The sequence below is a fragment of the Paenibacillus sp. A3 genome, assembly GCF_001399685.1.
In the GTDB taxonomy this organism is placed as follows: domain Bacteria; phylum Bacillota; class Bacilli; order Paenibacillales; family NBRC-103111; genus Paenibacillus_G.
The window spans coordinates 19,489-32,652 of sequence record NZ_JTHN01000208.1 but is presented as its reverse complement, the minus strand read 5'-3'; the positions used below and the strand labels follow the sequence as shown (position 1 = coordinate 32,652).

At 38.8% G+C, this 13,164-nt stretch carries 18 protein-coding genes; 10 read left to right on the top strand and 8 right to left on the bottom strand.

The window, feature by feature from the left end:
* The first annotated feature begins 479 nt into the window (after nt 1–479).
* The 5 genes from QJ48_RS28370 (at nt 480) to QJ48_RS28350 (ending at nt 2,890) form a co-directional block, all read left to right on the top strand.
* A complete protein-coding gene (locus QJ48_RS28370; RefSeq protein WP_054976740.1) occupies nt 480–821 on the top strand; it encodes a low molecular weight protein tyrosine phosphatase family protein in 342 nt (113 codons plus the stop codon).
* 60 nt (nt 822–881) lie between these two features.
* The gene (locus QJ48_RS36340) at nt 882–1,403 is read left to right on the top strand and encodes a DUF6985 domain-containing protein (RefSeq protein WP_054976739.1); all 522 of its coding nucleotides are present in this window, start codon (nt 882–884) and stop codon (nt 1,401–1,403) included.
* Nucleotides 1,404–1,438: 35 nt separating this feature from the next.
* Complete coding sequence (locus QJ48_RS28360; protein WP_054976738.1) at nt 1,439–1,708, top strand: hypothetical protein; 270 nt, start codon at nt 1,439–1,441, stop codon at nt 1,706–1,708.
* A gap of 60 nt (nt 1,709–1,768) precedes the next feature.
* Nucleotides 1,769–2,488 carry a hypothetical protein gene (locus QJ48_RS28355; protein WP_054976737.1) on the top strand — a complete coding sequence of 240 codons (720 nt, stop codon included), beginning with the start codon at nt 1,769–1,771 and terminating at the stop codon, nt 2,486–2,488.
* A 102-nt stretch (nt 2,489–2,590) separates the two neighbouring features.
* The gene (locus tag QJ48_RS28350; RefSeq protein WP_054976736.1) at nt 2,591–2,890 is read left to right on the top strand and encodes a hypothetical protein; all 300 of its coding nucleotides are present in this window, start codon (nt 2,591–2,593) and stop codon (nt 2,888–2,890) included.
* Between the two features lie 1,002 nt (nt 2,891–3,892).
* Here the strand turns inward: QJ48_RS28350 and QJ48_RS28345 are convergent.
* From QJ48_RS28345 to QJ48_RS28325, 5 genes are all read right to left on the bottom strand, one after another.
* A complete protein-coding gene (locus QJ48_RS28345; protein WP_054976735.1) occupies nt 3,893–4,201 on the bottom strand; it encodes a hypothetical protein in 309 nt (102 codons plus the stop codon).
* A 23-nt stretch (nt 4,202–4,224) separates the two neighbouring features.
* On the bottom strand, nt 4,225–4,452 hold the full coding sequence (locus QJ48_RS28340) for a hypothetical protein (protein WP_054976734.1): 228 nt from the start codon (nt 4,450–4,452) through the stop codon (nt 4,225–4,227).
* Nucleotides 4,453–4,767: 315 nt separating this feature from the next.
* Nucleotides 4,768–5,544, bottom strand: coding sequence for a hypothetical protein (locus QJ48_RS28335; protein WP_054976733.1), 777 nt, complete (start codon nt 5,542–5,544; stop codon nt 4,768–4,770).
* Between the two features lie 49 nt (nt 5,545–5,593).
* A complete protein-coding gene (locus tag QJ48_RS28330) occupies nt 5,594–6,448 on the bottom strand; it encodes a DPP IV N-terminal domain-containing protein (RefSeq protein WP_162238581.1) in 855 nt (284 codons plus the stop codon).
* A gap of 23 nt (nt 6,449–6,471) precedes the next feature.
* The gene (locus tag QJ48_RS28325; RefSeq protein ID WP_054976731.1) at nt 6,472–6,984 is read right to left on the bottom strand and encodes a hypothetical protein; all 513 of its coding nucleotides are present in this window, start codon (nt 6,982–6,984) and stop codon (nt 6,472–6,474) included.
* A gap of 608 nt (nt 6,985–7,592) precedes the next feature.
* On the opposite strand from QJ48_RS28325, the gene QJ48_RS28320 reads away from it, so the two are divergent.
* Nucleotides 7,593–8,804, top strand: coding sequence for a macrolide family glycosyltransferase (locus QJ48_RS28320; protein ID WP_054976730.1), 1,212 nt, complete (start codon nt 7,593–7,595; stop codon nt 8,802–8,804).
* A gap of 144 nt (nt 8,805–8,948) precedes the next feature.
* Here QJ48_RS28320 and QJ48_RS28315 read toward each other — a convergent pair whose 3' ends face one another.
* From QJ48_RS28315 to QJ48_RS28305, 3 genes are read right to left on the bottom strand one after another with little or no spacing between them, the layout of a single operon-like run.
* The gene (locus QJ48_RS28315; protein WP_054976729.1) at nt 8,949–9,443 is read right to left on the bottom strand and encodes a hypothetical protein; all 495 of its coding nucleotides are present in this window, start codon (nt 9,441–9,443) and stop codon (nt 8,949–8,951) included.
* Between the two features lie 28 nt (nt 9,444–9,471).
* A complete protein-coding gene (locus tag QJ48_RS28310; RefSeq protein ID WP_054976728.1) occupies nt 9,472–10,248 on the bottom strand; it encodes an AraC family transcriptional regulator in 777 nt (258 codons plus the stop codon).
* A 6-nt stretch (nt 10,249–10,254) separates the two neighbouring features.
* A complete protein-coding gene (locus tag QJ48_RS28305) occupies nt 10,255–10,851 on the bottom strand; it encodes a LysE family translocator (RefSeq protein ID WP_054976727.1) in 597 nt (198 codons plus the stop codon).
* 173 nt (nt 10,852–11,024) lie between these two features.
* On the opposite strand from QJ48_RS28305, the gene QJ48_RS28300 reads away from it, so the two are divergent.
* The 4 genes from QJ48_RS28300 to QJ48_RS28285 all read left to right on the top strand — a co-directional run bounded on the left by QJ48_RS28300 (nt 11,025) and on the right by QJ48_RS28285 (nt 13,149).
* The gene (locus QJ48_RS28300) at nt 11,025–11,447 is read left to right on the top strand and encodes an NUDIX hydrolase (RefSeq protein WP_054976726.1); all 423 of its coding nucleotides are present in this window, start codon (nt 11,025–11,027) and stop codon (nt 11,445–11,447) included.
* 79 nt (nt 11,448–11,526) lie between these two features.
* Nucleotides 11,527–11,883 (top strand): hypothetical protein, encoded by a 357-nt coding sequence (locus QJ48_RS28295; RefSeq protein WP_063858182.1) that lies wholly within the window; start codon nt 11,527–11,529, stop codon nt 11,881–11,883.
* Between the two features lie 42 nt (nt 11,884–11,925).
* Nucleotides 11,926–12,318, top strand: a complete 393-nt coding sequence (locus tag QJ48_RS28290) for a GNAT family N-acetyltransferase (RefSeq protein WP_054976725.1) — start codon at nt 11,926–11,928, stop codon at nt 12,316–12,318.
* A gap of 42 nt (nt 12,319–12,360) precedes the next feature.
* Complete coding sequence (locus QJ48_RS28285; protein WP_082420715.1) at nt 12,361–13,149, top strand: class I SAM-dependent methyltransferase; 789 nt, start codon at nt 12,361–12,363, stop codon at nt 13,147–13,149.
* Nucleotides 13,150–13,164 lie beyond the last annotated feature (15 nt).

Genomic DNA, 13,164 nt, shown 5'->3' with positions numbered 1-13,164 from the left:
AGACTCACTCAAGAAATGGCAGATGCAATTCTCGAATATCAATTTTCAACTGAAAATTTAAACGAAAATTGTTATTCTGCTGAGCTGCAAGATGGTGTATTGATGATAAAGTTCGTTAAGAGTTCAGAGAGACAATAAAACAACAATTTCAATGTGATATGAGGTGCTGGAATGGATGAATGGACTTCTCAGGTTATTGTAAATAACATTCTTTATACCATTACTGTAAATCGTATTTATTCCCCATCATATGATGAATTTCTATTCGAAGCTGAGATTAGGGAAAAGTCAGAGGTAGTATATACCTCTTCAATTCATCTTTACTCGAAAAGAGAAGTTGAGGCATGGGTAAGAAAGAGATTACATTGCGAAAGTATAGAGTTTAATTGGGTAGATAGTGAGTAAATTAGAAGTCATGCCGACAATTGATTTTGCTTATATTGCTAGCCGATAAATCAAATATTTCATAAGAAGTATGGATGGTGAAGAAGATTAAGTTACTTTTTGTTTGTAGCAGAAACAAGTGGCGTAGTTTGACAGCAGAAAAGATATTTCATGGAATCAACGGTTATGTCGTTAGATCTGCTGGAACAGAAGATAGTGCACGAATTAAAGTTACAAGCGGTCATGTTGGATGGGCAGATATTATCTTTGTAATGGAGAAGAAGCATGTGCGCAGGTTGAGGGATAAATTTAATAATGAACTCTTGAATAAGAAATTAATCTGTTTAGATATTCCTGATGATTATCAGTATATGGATGAAGATCTTATTGAAATTCTTCAATCTAGAGTGTCGGAGTACATTGATGTTCCTGAGTGACTACAGATGAAATAATACTTTTATCTGATTAAAAAAACATTTTGAAGGTAGTTGACACTGATGACAAAGCAAATATTAGATCTCACATTAGATGAATTTGGATATAAAGGGATGATAAATCTACCCGTTTGGAATGAATTTACTTCAGACTCAGACGATGTTTATGAAGTAAATTTTGGTGGAGACATAAATTCACCTCTACTCGGCGAATTAATAGATACGTATGATTTTATTGTATCTAATCAAGAAGAAATTAAGAATGTAATACTACAAGAGTTATTTGAAGAATATAGTGGTTTTCAAGCAAAATATTGCGATGATGAAGATGATGAATTTATGCCAGATTTAACTTGTGTTAATGATCTAAAGCCCTTAATCAGTTTAGCAAGAGTTCATATCTTAGATGTAATCAAGGATGGCATTGCTTATATTGGGTTTGAATTTGATTGCTCGTGGGATGAAGAGCACGGTTTTGGTGTAATGCTATTTAAAAACGAAGTTGTTGCAATGGGTGGATCAGATTCATTCTTTCTTTCATGGATAGCTAATGATCATTTAAATGAAAGTAACGATTCAAAATAAAACAATTCTTTCATTCGATAGAGGGGGATATTTTTATGATTGAAGAAGAAACGCAAGATGAGTTTCAAAAAGAGTATTTGTATTGGAAGCAATATATTGAAACATTGGAGAGCTGTACACCCGAAGAGCTATTTGCTTACGTAAACACTTCATACGTTAGTAAAGAAGTTATTTATCGATTACTAGATGACTATGAAATTCCTTATAAAAGAAACTACTCAAAACTAAAATTATATCAGCATTTTGCACTGCAGATTACCGCACACAAATTGATTATGATAAAGATTAAAGGCAAAATGGAATAAAACGAGTCTTTTATTTGGAGACGGAAACTAAGTTTGTGAGTTTATGTCGGGGGGATCTTCATGAGTTATTACGAAGAAGCTGTAGAGAGAATTAAGAGTATTGATGCGAATCTATACATTGGAATTTCAAAAAAAAGATATGAAGAGGTAAGATCTAGAGGAGAATATGAAGCAGATTCTATATTAATTGCTGAGTATTACCGAAGAGTTGGCGTTTTTTTGCAGTTTTTATCAATCGAAGCCACAAGTATTTATGTGGGAATGGACATGTTGATTGGGTATAAAATGGATGAAAATGAATGGGACAATTTCCTAATAAAATTTCCACACTTTAAAGAAATAGATATTATGCTTATGAAATTATTTAGCATCCACTATCTGAGATGGTGTTCTCTGCTTGATAGCGGCAACTTGATTGCATTGCAGTTTCCAGATATTTATGATCCGATGATCAAGTTGTTTGAAAGAGGCGGTGGGCAGATCAGCACTCATCACCACGAACTGGTTGGTGGATTTGGAGCTTTCTCTCGTACAATTGATGCAAGAAGAGGTAACATGAAACCTTTCGACATAAGTGATCATGCTCTCAAGCTTATAATCAATGAGGTAGAACACGCAGAGACGTGTCTAGCACAATATAAAAGAGATAGTCGAACAGAATATACTTGTATTCGCTGTGGTAGCAGACTATTGATTCAATCAAACATAACTGAATATGGCTATCAATGGTATAAGGTTAAATGTGAATCTGATGATTGTTTTAATAATAATTTTTCATGATATTTCAAAATGAAATGAATCTTCTATAGGTCAAAAGGAGTTATTTAAATATTGTAACGTCTTTAATATGTCAAGGACAACAAACGTCTTGGAGGAAACCCAATGGAAAACATATTAATTTTATATGGTTTCAAGAAAACTCCTTACTCTCGTTCTTTTGTGCCTGTACCTGATATTATTAATGCGGAATTTAAAGATGCAACAGTGATTAACGAGCATTACAGTAAAGATAAAGTGATTTACCAGATCTACTACTTGGACGAGAATTATCATGAATTTATCATCCGAATTATCATTGTGTATCCCGATGATTCCATTACGATTATGGCTGATGAAGCAAATATGGCAGTCAGAGCCTATCAAGCCTTGTATAATAATCTGGTAGTTGGTATATCAGGTTAAATACGCACAGAGAAATGAAGTACAAATAAAATCGAAGTTTTAATGGAATTGAGGTGAAAGAATGATCGTCCCTAAGTGCAAAGAGTGTGAATTCTATAAAGAAGGGGAAGCGCTGTCTATAAGTAGTCGAAGCAGTATGCGAGGAGTAACATCTTTACGATATTGCACACATAAAGAATCCATTGGAGATGGATATCCAAGCATTGAATCCAACGAGTTAAAAACATCTCCCAAATGGTGTCCATTAAGAATAAGTAAATAAAATTGAGATTTCATAGGAAAGGCTGATGGGCAATGTTCAGTCATTGGAACTATCGGATCGTAAAGTATAAAAACAGGAATTGAAGAAGATGGTGAAGATGTATTTGAGGTTTGCGAGGTCTATTATGAAAATGGTGAACCCAATAGTTTTATTAAGAATAAAAATGCTTTGTACCAAGATAGCATTGAAGACATCAAATACATATATGAAAAAATTGCTTTTGCTTTTGAGAAGCCTATTTTGCTATGGGACGGTAAAAAGTTAAGTGAACTAAGTTAATACAACTATTAGGAATTATTGGGAAGAGGATGCAGAGATGAAGTTTGTATACTATAACGATACAGGCAGGGTAGTTTCAATTCATCCAGCTACAGTAAATCATAACTGCATAGTTGATGACTCTCCAATCAAGCCTTTAGAGGAAAGAGAATTTGTGCTGCCTAAGAATACATATCCATGGGTAAAAATGTGGGACCACGGAGAAGATCTTGGATTGAGCATTTTAGTATCACCAAGGCCATTGACCAAATGAGAGTAATATTGCGATAAAGAAAATAGGAGATTATAGATTACCATGAATCCATTTGACAGTGTTGAATTAGGATTAAATCTGCTCGTCCTTTTTTTTGCTTCTTGGGTTTGCATTTGGAGCAGGTATTATTGGTTGGCTACTTTCAGCGGTTATACCGAGGAATGTTGCTAAATGAATCTCTTAATCATACATAAAGCCAATTTAATGATTATTTAATTACTATAAAAGCATCATTATCATAATAATATAAAAAAGCTTCAATTAAATCTTCATCTGTACACTCAGTCTTTTGTTCATAAGCATTTTTTATAATTCCTTTTATAGTTTGAATATCTAATGTATACATTAACTTTATATCCTTTGCAAATTTTGGAACTTCGTCAATTTCATCTTCTACATCATCTGGATCGATTATAGCAGCTTGTGTATCCAGACTCCATGTCTCATCCTCTGGAAGAAATAATGCATCTGACCACTCGAATTTTTCAATATTATTTAGTATACTTCGCAATGCCATATGTTTCTCCATACTATTTCCCATCATCTCAAAATTTTAAAATTCGTAACGACGACGACCAGTATAACAATCATTAATAGGATTAAAAATACTCCCATAACTTTGGTCATAAGCAAATCTGCTTGATTGGGTTCACGTACCTTGCTAGTACGAAACCCATGCATCCATGCCCACGTTGGATTTAGTACGGCAACAAGCCCATAAGAAAAAGAAGCGCCAAAAAAGATGATTAGAAAAATTTTGGTTTCCAAACAAGACCTGCTTTCCGAAGACAAGGTTAACATTGGTCATCAATATTTCGAGGTCAGACCTATTGTACTGATAGCATACACATAGAAACTAATCATTATTATTATGAGAAACACTCCGGATATTCTTGTAAGAATTAAGTCGCCTTCATTTAGTTCTCTTGCTTTCCTTGAAGTCATAAAAGACCTTTCCCACACATATTTAGGTTTAACTATACTTGTTATTCCCCATCCTAGAGCAACCAAACAAATCGTTGTAAGTAGAATTATGATTAACAATCAGCTCCATAATTTTTTGATATGGAATCCTATACATTACTACTTTTTGTTGAAAGGGATTGCCTTCTTAATTTTTCGATAACGAAGATAAGCAAGTATTGTTAATACAAGACCAATCAAAAAGGTGCCTGTAGGATAAAGTAAAGGAAAAACTATGGATGGAAGCCTATAAGCTATGTCAGATTTATATCCTATCCAAGAAGATGATTGTGAAGAAGCAAGGACCAATTTAAACCCTAATAAATGATCTCCTCTTTCTAAATAACTAAACAGTTCTTCGGTAACTTGCTTATCTTCATCCACATACAATACCCTCCATTTTTGAGATGTGGTATCTCCCTTTTGCCAGTTATCTGCTATTCTTTGAACAATAGCCATTTGCTCAATATTATTTTTATTGTCTTTAATTTTCAACAAGTTTAGCCAAGATAAGTAATCGCTATCCTTTGTTATATTCTTAGGTAACCAAGCTTGGGTCGGAAAAGAACTCTCCTTTCCATTAACTTTAATCGTAACTTGCATAACATGCAGGATGTCGTTATCAAATTTGCTCTTGGGGGCGGCAACACCAGTGTCACTTGTTAAAACTTCTATAATATTTCCTTTCCATTGAATTGGAGCAGCAAGTTCATAGGAATACTGATTTGCTGTTTGATGACGCATATTCCTTATATCAATTGCTTCTTCTATTTTGTATCTGGAATTCAAATAACTGTCCAAAACCGCTTCTTGAATGATTAAAAACAGTGGGTAAATGGATGCACTAATAAAAATCAAACTTATGATGGTAATTAGAAAAATCTTTTTTCTAGTCATAGTTCATTCTCCAAGTCCCTTGCCCTTAAAAACCATCAACTCATTACAACTATTGTAACAATTCATTTGGAATATTTATAATTCGGATCTCATTTCCGCTTGGTTGTCCGACTGTTGCCAAAATAATCTGGTTACTGATTGGGGACCAATCCATATACGATGCATTATCAGGCAATGGAAGCATAGCGGGCTCTTTGTCGCTTCCAATTTTATAAATAAATAAATTTTGTGTATCACCAGGCAATTGCGCGGCGAAAGCAAGGAATTTTCCATCTGAAGACCAGCAATAGCTATATATTACTTCAAATTGCAAATGCTCGATTCGTTCAACTTTGCGGGTCGCTATATCGTATAACATAACATTATCCATTAATATCCCCCGGCTTTTTTTCGTTGAACTTTCCAAAAATAAAATGCGGTCTCCTCGGGGGGAAAGCATAAATTTTCTTCCGGTCGATAATGGTATTTCCAACTCGTTTAAGCTTTTCGGTTCAGTTAATCGTTGCGTTCCAACACCGTGCTCATCCGTACCTAAGTAGGCTATTTGATCATGAACTGCTAAGGTATTAGACCATTGAACGCTTTTTGAAAATATTGAACTTTGTTCCTTTTCCAAATCGAATATCCCTAAATTACCTCGAACCACTTTGTCATCCGACATAAAGTATAAAATTTTTTTTGAATCTATCCATGCGAATTTGGTTATATCCGAAAGAAGCTCTCTATTTTTACCAGAACTCAAATTCTTAACCCAAAGTTCGTTATCTTTTATGTACGAAATTTGCTTTCCGTCTGGGGACCACTTTACTTGTGAAAAATGTGACCCTTTCCAATCAGGCCGAATAATCGCGGTATCTGAGGAGGGGACACCTTCAGGTGAACACCCTAACAACAGCAATAACATTGCTAGCACCCTAATCATATTCGTCACCTCGGAGCTAAGTCTCTTAAATATTTTGGTACCCATTCCTCTACATCCCAGAATGGTTTCGTTGCCGAATCGTCGGATGTGGCAGGATAATGCTTAGGATACTCAAAAGCTTCTGAATCCATCAGATAATTAATGGTTCCCAAAAATGAAGGTACATCTGCGATTTTGTTCACTTCCTGTTCCATAAGGCTTACCCCAAAAATTACATTTTTTATAAATTGCTGTTCCGCAGCTTCTTCCTTCGCAAGAAGCCCATTTTTAATAGCAAGATCATGCCCGTAGAAAATTGAACCATATAGCGTATTGGAGTTGTCCGCATCTTGTTCCACAGGGGGAAGTAACCGAAGTGGAATCTCACCCCGTATCTGAATCGAGTGCTCCGCATTATAAGCTTTGGCAAAAAAATCTGCCGGGCTTGTATTGATATAGCTATAGCCAGTAATTTTTCCATCGCCAAGCTCAATTGGCTGACCACCGGATTCTCGTTCAACCCTTAACAATATACTCATACGGCAAATCTCCCTTTTGGCTAACTACTTCTGGCTTCCTGCAACCGATTCCTTATCTTAATATATATCGGACACTACCACATTCTATTTAATGTAAATTCTCACACACTTTTGGATATATGGGAATAGCAAATTTTTCGAGGATCGAGCGGCAGCCGCGACACCATCCCTCTTGATAGGTCGAGACATGTGGAGTGCTTTGTAAGAATGCATCGGGAGGATTGAATCTAATAAAACTAAGTTTCTTAAAGGGGAGATTCATTTTTTTACTTGACTAAAATTTCGTATGTTCATACGAACATTAATTTAAAACTGTGCGTACTCGTCTATGTTTTATGGATACGACGTATTGTTATGTTGAATTTGATTAAACATACCTTCTTGACCATTAAAGGAGGTTTGAAACATGTCAGGTCACTATCTGCTCAACTATCTTACTATATATCGGACCATATTCTTGCTCTATTTAACGTAAACTCTTAGACACTTAGCTGCTCATTGTTCAATAAATGACAGAATTTCAACGTCGCTTGATTCCTGCGTTTGCCCTCATCTATAATGAAATGGCATTGTATCCCTAATTTAGAATTATATTGGAGGTGTAGTACATGGCACGCGTACTGTATGTAACAATTCCAGCAGAAGGTCACGTCAATCCTACCTTAGGCTTGGTAAAGCAGCTAGTCGACAACGGGGAAGAAGTCGTCTATATGTGCTCGGAAGAATATCGGGCTAGACTTGCCCAGACCGGCGCGCAATTCCGGGCCTATCAACTGGATGAACAAGTATTTCGGGATCTTGGTTTTAATCCGACCGAATTTAGGCACCCGCTTCACTTCACTGATTTCATGCTGCGAGGCATTATTGAACCCCGCATTCCGGAAATCTTGAGGCAGATCGAAAACGAATCTTTTGATTACTTGATTTTTGATTCCTTGTTCGGTTGGGGTGGGGCTATTTTAGGGGAAAAGCTAGGCATCCCGACGATCTGCTCCGTGACAAACCTGGCTTTCGCTGAGCCGCTAAGCAAGATTGTAGAAGTGTTTGATGCCGATGATGTAGATGTGGAAGCTCTTCATGAAAGAGTAACAAAGACGGCGCAAAGCGTCGCTAATAAATGTAACGTAGCTGTACCTGCCATTGAAGATATTACCCGCCAATATGGTCAGTTAAAGGTTGTTTTTACAAGCCGCGATTTCCAACCCGATGCCGATAAGCTTGACGATAGCTACATCTTTACCGGACCTTCGATTACATCACGACTTGACGCTCCTTCATTTCCGCTGGAAAAGCTTCGATCTCATTATGACCAAGTCGTATACATTTCCATGGGCAGCATTTTGACCAAAGATATTGAGTTTTATAAGCTTTGCTTTGAAGCCTTTCAAGATATTCCGGCTCAGTTTGTGTTATCTTGCGGTAAAGACACGGATCTGGACTCGCTGGGTGACAACATTCCTCATAACTTCATCATTGAACCGTATGTTCCCCAATTGGAAGTGCTCCAGCAGGCCGATGCTTTTATTACTCATGCCGGGATGAACAGTACGAGCGAAGCTTTATTCTATGATGTGCCGCTTGTCATGATTCCATTAAGCTCGGATCAACCTATTGTTGCGAAGCGGGTGGAAGAGCTAGGAGCCGGAATTATTTTAGATCGAAGCCAGCTTACGCCTGCAGCTTTGAAGTCCGCTTTGCTGCAAGTGTTGAACGAATCTGCTTATAAAGAACATGCCAAGCGGATCGGGGATTCCTTACGTAACGCCGGCGGGTACAAAGAAGCCGCAAGCCGTATCATGTCTTTATTTTCAAAAGTATAAAAGGCAGCAAAACGTAGCGTAAGTTCGCATGTCCTATAGAGGAGCGGATTCTTTTTTCACTGTAGAAGCATGTAACGTATTCAATAATCTTCTCCTCGGCTTCTTTTCTTGATTTTGAATTTGTTCAGGATGCCAATGATCTTCTTACGTATAATACGATTCACTCCAAATACTTACAGATTCAAAATACATGAACCGCAATTCGTCTTCTTGATTCTCTGGCGATAAATTTTTAAACCAGTCCGTTTGCATGTCGTCTTCTTCAAACTTCCTTGATCTCCAAAGGGATAAACCCCATTGAGGGAAAACATAAGTATACCCAAGCTCCTGGTGTTGTCTATCATAAGGTGAAATATTGTCCAGTTTTTTGATAAGTTCTTCAGCTTTAGTATTGAAAACGTCAATATCACTGCAAGTACAGGTAAACACATTTTTTAGAGTCCATGGAATTTCAACAAATTTAACTTTTTCTTCTAGATCATACTCGATACGAAAGGCATCTGCAAAATAATTATCGCCATAATTTATACCATGGTAACTTGCTGTATAGTCTTGTAAAGCCTTTTCCACTGCTAATTTGTTCATCCCCAATTTGATTAAACCAATGCCTTGTCCTGGTTCGATGGTTAGCTTTTCCACTACATTCCCCTCCATAAGCTTTCAAGGCTTAACTTATGCCTGACATGTACTCGAATGCCGTTATTCCGTACATACTTTTAAAATGCCTGTTCATATGGGATAAATCAACAAATCCGCATTCCGTTACCGCGGCGTAAATATCCTTGTTTTTTTCGATGAGCCGCTTGGCATGCTCGACTTTGCAGTTTAAGAAAAATTGGTACGGGGAAATGCCCGTGTCCGCTTTAAAGGCCCGGATGAACTGAAATTTGGACATATCCAACTCTCTGCAAATGTCATCCAGCTTTAGCACATGGTCTAGACTGAAGTATATCATTTCCTTTGCTTTCTTCATAAGCGTATTGTTTTTTTTGAACACGTAGTTCATTTCCGTTTGGGAAAAGTTATCTGCAAGAGCCAGAAGCAACTCGCTGCACAGCGATTCGGCTTTATTGCTGAATATCGCATGAACCAGATTTAATATGCCTTGCTGAAGCCTGCGATTATAAACAATGGGAGAAGAGAACATCACGACATCCTTTTTTTCAAGCATCTCTAAAAAAAGCTTGGGATGGATATAAACGATCACATAATCAATCCCCGTCTTATCCTGCGCCCTTCCGTCATGAACCTGTTCCGGGTTAAAAAGCATCACCCCGTTGCGATAGGAGGACTGAAAGCTCCCATCCAGGTTATACTGCTGCACCCCGCGCAAGGTGACTCCCAGAGCATATTCTTCATGGCTGTGCTTTTTATATTCAAAATCGCTAAAGCTTGCGGATAATGCCGTAACTCCTGCTGACTTTTTATATATAAATTTGTCCATATCCACTCACCTCTTCACGATCTCCACGATACCCGATACCTCGATTGCCGAATAAACCAATAATAGCGCTAATACGATATTGGTCACCTTTAGATGCTTCTGCAAAAAACCTTTGAAAATTATACCGAAGATGGCCCACGTGGCTAATGCTAAAAAGGCAACAATGGTTATAATCAGAACGAATATCGACAAGACAAACGGTGACTTGTAATAGGGCATAACATAGCTCGGAATGACCGTCATGGTAAACAGCCACACCTTAGGATTTACAAACTGCATGAGGAATCCGTTCATAAAGGTAGCCGCTTGTTGGGCGGAATCCCCTGCTATATCCATGTTGTACACTTGATACGCAAGGTAGAGCATATAAATGCAGCCTACGATCTGCATAAAAGCCAAAATTTGGGGCATCACCGCTGTAAGCGCACTGTTTAACATCACTGAAGCCGAAAGCAGCACACCGAAGACGGCAGTCACTCCCCAAACGTATCGAAAAACCTCTTTCATCTTAACATGATGCGCCATAGACAATATAGCAATATTCGTAGGCCCGGGTGTAAAGGTTACAATAACACAATATATAAGAAAAGATGTAATATTCACGAGAAGCCCTCCTTAGGCGTGTTCCCATGAATGATACATCTTCCATTTCATTAGCGTATAGTATAATATTGCAGATTCATGACCTACCAGAAGCAGCATAGGTTTAACAAAATTCCATTGTCAGGGAAATCATGCTAAATTAGCACTATACAATCTTGAAGGGACGTGACGCCATGTTTATTGTAAATGTAGAAGGTGCGGTCTGCAGGGATGATCAATGGCTTCTCATTACACGAAGTATGAAGGAAGAACATGCCGGCGGTACTCTATCTCTTGTAGGCGGGAAAGTAGACGTCGAAGGAAATACGCTCGACATTCTGGAACGGACGGTAAAACGGGAGCTTAACGAAGAGATTGGCATCGAAATAAAAGATGCGGTTACTTTTGTATATAGTTCTTCCTTTGTGACAGCCGATGGGGGCAACGTTATCAATGTGGTCTTCCTATGCGACTATGATAGCGGTACAGCGCATCGCAAGAGTCCCGACGAGGTTGAAGCCGTACACTGGATGACTTACGAAGAAATCATGAATCATCCCAAAGCTCCTCCTTGGACAAAGGAAAGCATAAAAAGAGCGGCAGCGGCCAGGAAGTAAGAGCGGTTGATTCTGTCCGTGAAGAACATTTCTCAGTTCGAATAAAAAAACAATGATAAATCTGAATTGAGGTTAAGATATGTCCTTAATGCCATTAAGAATACCTATGGGCTACGCTATTTGCTTTAATAAATTTTCAGATGTTGAGCCAATCCCTTGTAAGAGTGGGGACGGTTTTATTGATAATTGGGAGTATTTCACCGAAGATATTTTGCAAATCGCAAGGATGCAGCTTGTCGATGGGGTTTGGGGGTTGCCAAGCAGCGGGAAACTCATCATTGACTTGGGGTGGTATCCGGATAGTCAAATCTCCGGTCAATATAGACTGGTGCAAGTCAATGAGCATTGGGAAGTGATTCGCGAAAAACGTTCCAAAAACAGGCATGAGATCAGGGATACGATCGAAGATTGGATGAACAATCCCGCTGGTTTGTAACCGCGGTACGGGATTAGCTAAAAAAAAGAAGGAGTACATCTTATGGAAATACGATATGTTTCAGAATTACCGACAGAAGACAGTATTTACGAGCTGTACGAGAATCTGGATTGGAATCAATATTTGCAGCTAAGCAAAGAGCAGTTGCTGACCGCCATGAGACAAAGCTGGCACGCCATCTATGCATACCATGACAATCGCTTAATTGGTACCGGCAGAATCGTTTCCGATGGGATGATCAATGCTTACTTGTGCGGACTGGGGGTTCACACGGACTATAGAAGCAACGGGATTGGATCCGAAATTTTCCGCTTACTCGCAGAGCATTGTAAAAAAAACAACCTGCATCTTCAATTTTTCTGTGAAGAACGGTTAGTCCCGTACTATGAAAATAGGAACTTTAAAGTTTTTGCAGTTGGTATGACAGGCGCTTAAGCCGCTGCGCCTGCAGTTTACACGAAAACTCGGAGGTGCTTTATGAATGCAAGCTTGTTAGATCCTAGAATCCACCCGGATTGGCTGCGCCCTCATTCTATCGAATGGTATGCGCAGCTCGGGAAATTAAAAGGGAAGTATTCGTTTTCATGGCACTCCACAATTGCCGAGCCTAACGCCGAAGCCCTATTTGCGGAAGAAGTATCGCAAGCGGTTCGGGGCAGAAAAGTATTGGATATCGGATGCGGGCACGGAGAATTTACGATCCAATGGAGTCCCATCGTTAAACATATTATTGGTTTGGATATTACGAATGACTTCATCAAAACAGGAAATGAAGCGAATCTATCCAATGTGTCCTTCGTGACCGGAAATACGAAACACAGACTCCCCTTCGGGTCGGATGAATTTGATGTTGCGTATAATCGCAGAGGGCCAACCTCTTCTTACCTGGATGTTGGAAGAGTGGTAAAAAAAGGAGGAAGGATACTTGGATTGCATCCGGGGGACGGCATAGCGGCGGAACTCTCGGAATGGTTCCCGACCTTGTTTGAACCGACTTCGACAGGGACTCCCGTCCTGGAGAATCTCAAACAGCGCCTTGAACAAGGCGGCCTGGAGCATGCCGAGATTGAGACGGTGAGAAGTATGGAATACTTCCATGAGCCTGTTGATGTGATTCGGATGCGCTGCTTCGGTCAGACACCCTCCATTCACGAATGGGTGATGGAGAAATGTCTCACCGAAGTTACGCGGATCTTCGAAATAAACGCCGTAAACGAGGGCTTACCCGTCATGTTTGAACGCTATCTGATACGGGTTACGGTTTAAACTTGCACTTCCGGC

What these genes read in the sequence shown, in the direction of transcription:
- QJ48_RS36340 (WP_054976739.1), top strand. Translation starts at nt 882, where the DNA reads ATGACAAAGCAAATATTAGATCTCACATTAGATGAATTTGGATATAAA.
- QJ48_RS28290 (WP_054976725.1), top strand. Translation starts at nt 11,926, where the DNA reads ATGGAAATACGATATGTTTCAGAATTACCGACAGAAGACAGTATTTAC.
- QJ48_RS28295 (WP_063858182.1), top strand. Translation starts at nt 11,527, where the DNA reads ATGTCCTTAATGCCATTAAGAATACCTATGGGCTACGCTATTTGCTTT.
- QJ48_RS28335 (WP_054976733.1), bottom strand. Translation starts at nt 5,544, where the DNA reads ATGACTAGAAAAAAGATTTTTCTAATTACCATCATAAGTTTGATTTTT.
- QJ48_RS28345 (WP_054976735.1), bottom strand. Translation starts at nt 4,201, where the DNA reads ATGGCATTGCGAAGTATACTAAATAATATTGAAAAATTCGAGTGGTCA.
- QJ48_RS28350 (WP_054976736.1), top strand. Translation starts at nt 2,591, where the DNA reads ATGGAAAACATATTAATTTTATATGGTTTCAAGAAAACTCCTTACTCT.
- QJ48_RS28370 (WP_054976740.1), top strand. Translation starts at nt 480, where the DNA reads ATGGTGAAGAAGATTAAGTTACTTTTTGTTTGTAGCAGAAACAAGTGG.
- QJ48_RS28325 (WP_054976731.1), bottom strand. Translation starts at nt 6,984, where the DNA reads ATGAGTATATTGTTAAGGGTTGAACGAGAATCCGGTGGTCAGCCAATT.
- QJ48_RS28360 (WP_054976738.1), top strand. Translation starts at nt 1,439, where the DNA reads ATGATTGAAGAAGAAACGCAAGATGAGTTTCAAAAAGAGTATTTGTAT.
- QJ48_RS28330 (WP_162238581.1), bottom strand. Translation starts at nt 6,448, where the DNA reads ATGTTATTGCTGTTGTTAGGGTGTTCACCTGAAGGTGTCCCCTCCTCA.
- QJ48_RS28310 (WP_054976728.1), bottom strand. Translation starts at nt 10,248, where the DNA reads ATGGACAAATTTATATATAAAAAGTCAGCAGGAGTTACGGCATTATCC.
- QJ48_RS28320 (WP_054976730.1), top strand. Translation starts at nt 7,593, where the DNA reads ATGGCACGCGTACTGTATGTAACAATTCCAGCAGAAGGTCACGTCAAT.
- QJ48_RS28300 (WP_054976726.1), top strand. Translation starts at nt 11,025, where the DNA reads ATGTTTATTGTAAATGTAGAAGGTGCGGTCTGCAGGGATGATCAATGG.
- QJ48_RS28285 (WP_082420715.1), top strand. Translation starts at nt 12,361, where the DNA reads ATGAATGCAAGCTTGTTAGATCCTAGAATCCACCCGGATTGGCTGCGC.
- QJ48_RS28355 (WP_054976737.1), top strand. Translation starts at nt 1,769, where the DNA reads ATGAGTTATTACGAAGAAGCTGTAGAGAGAATTAAGAGTATTGATGCG.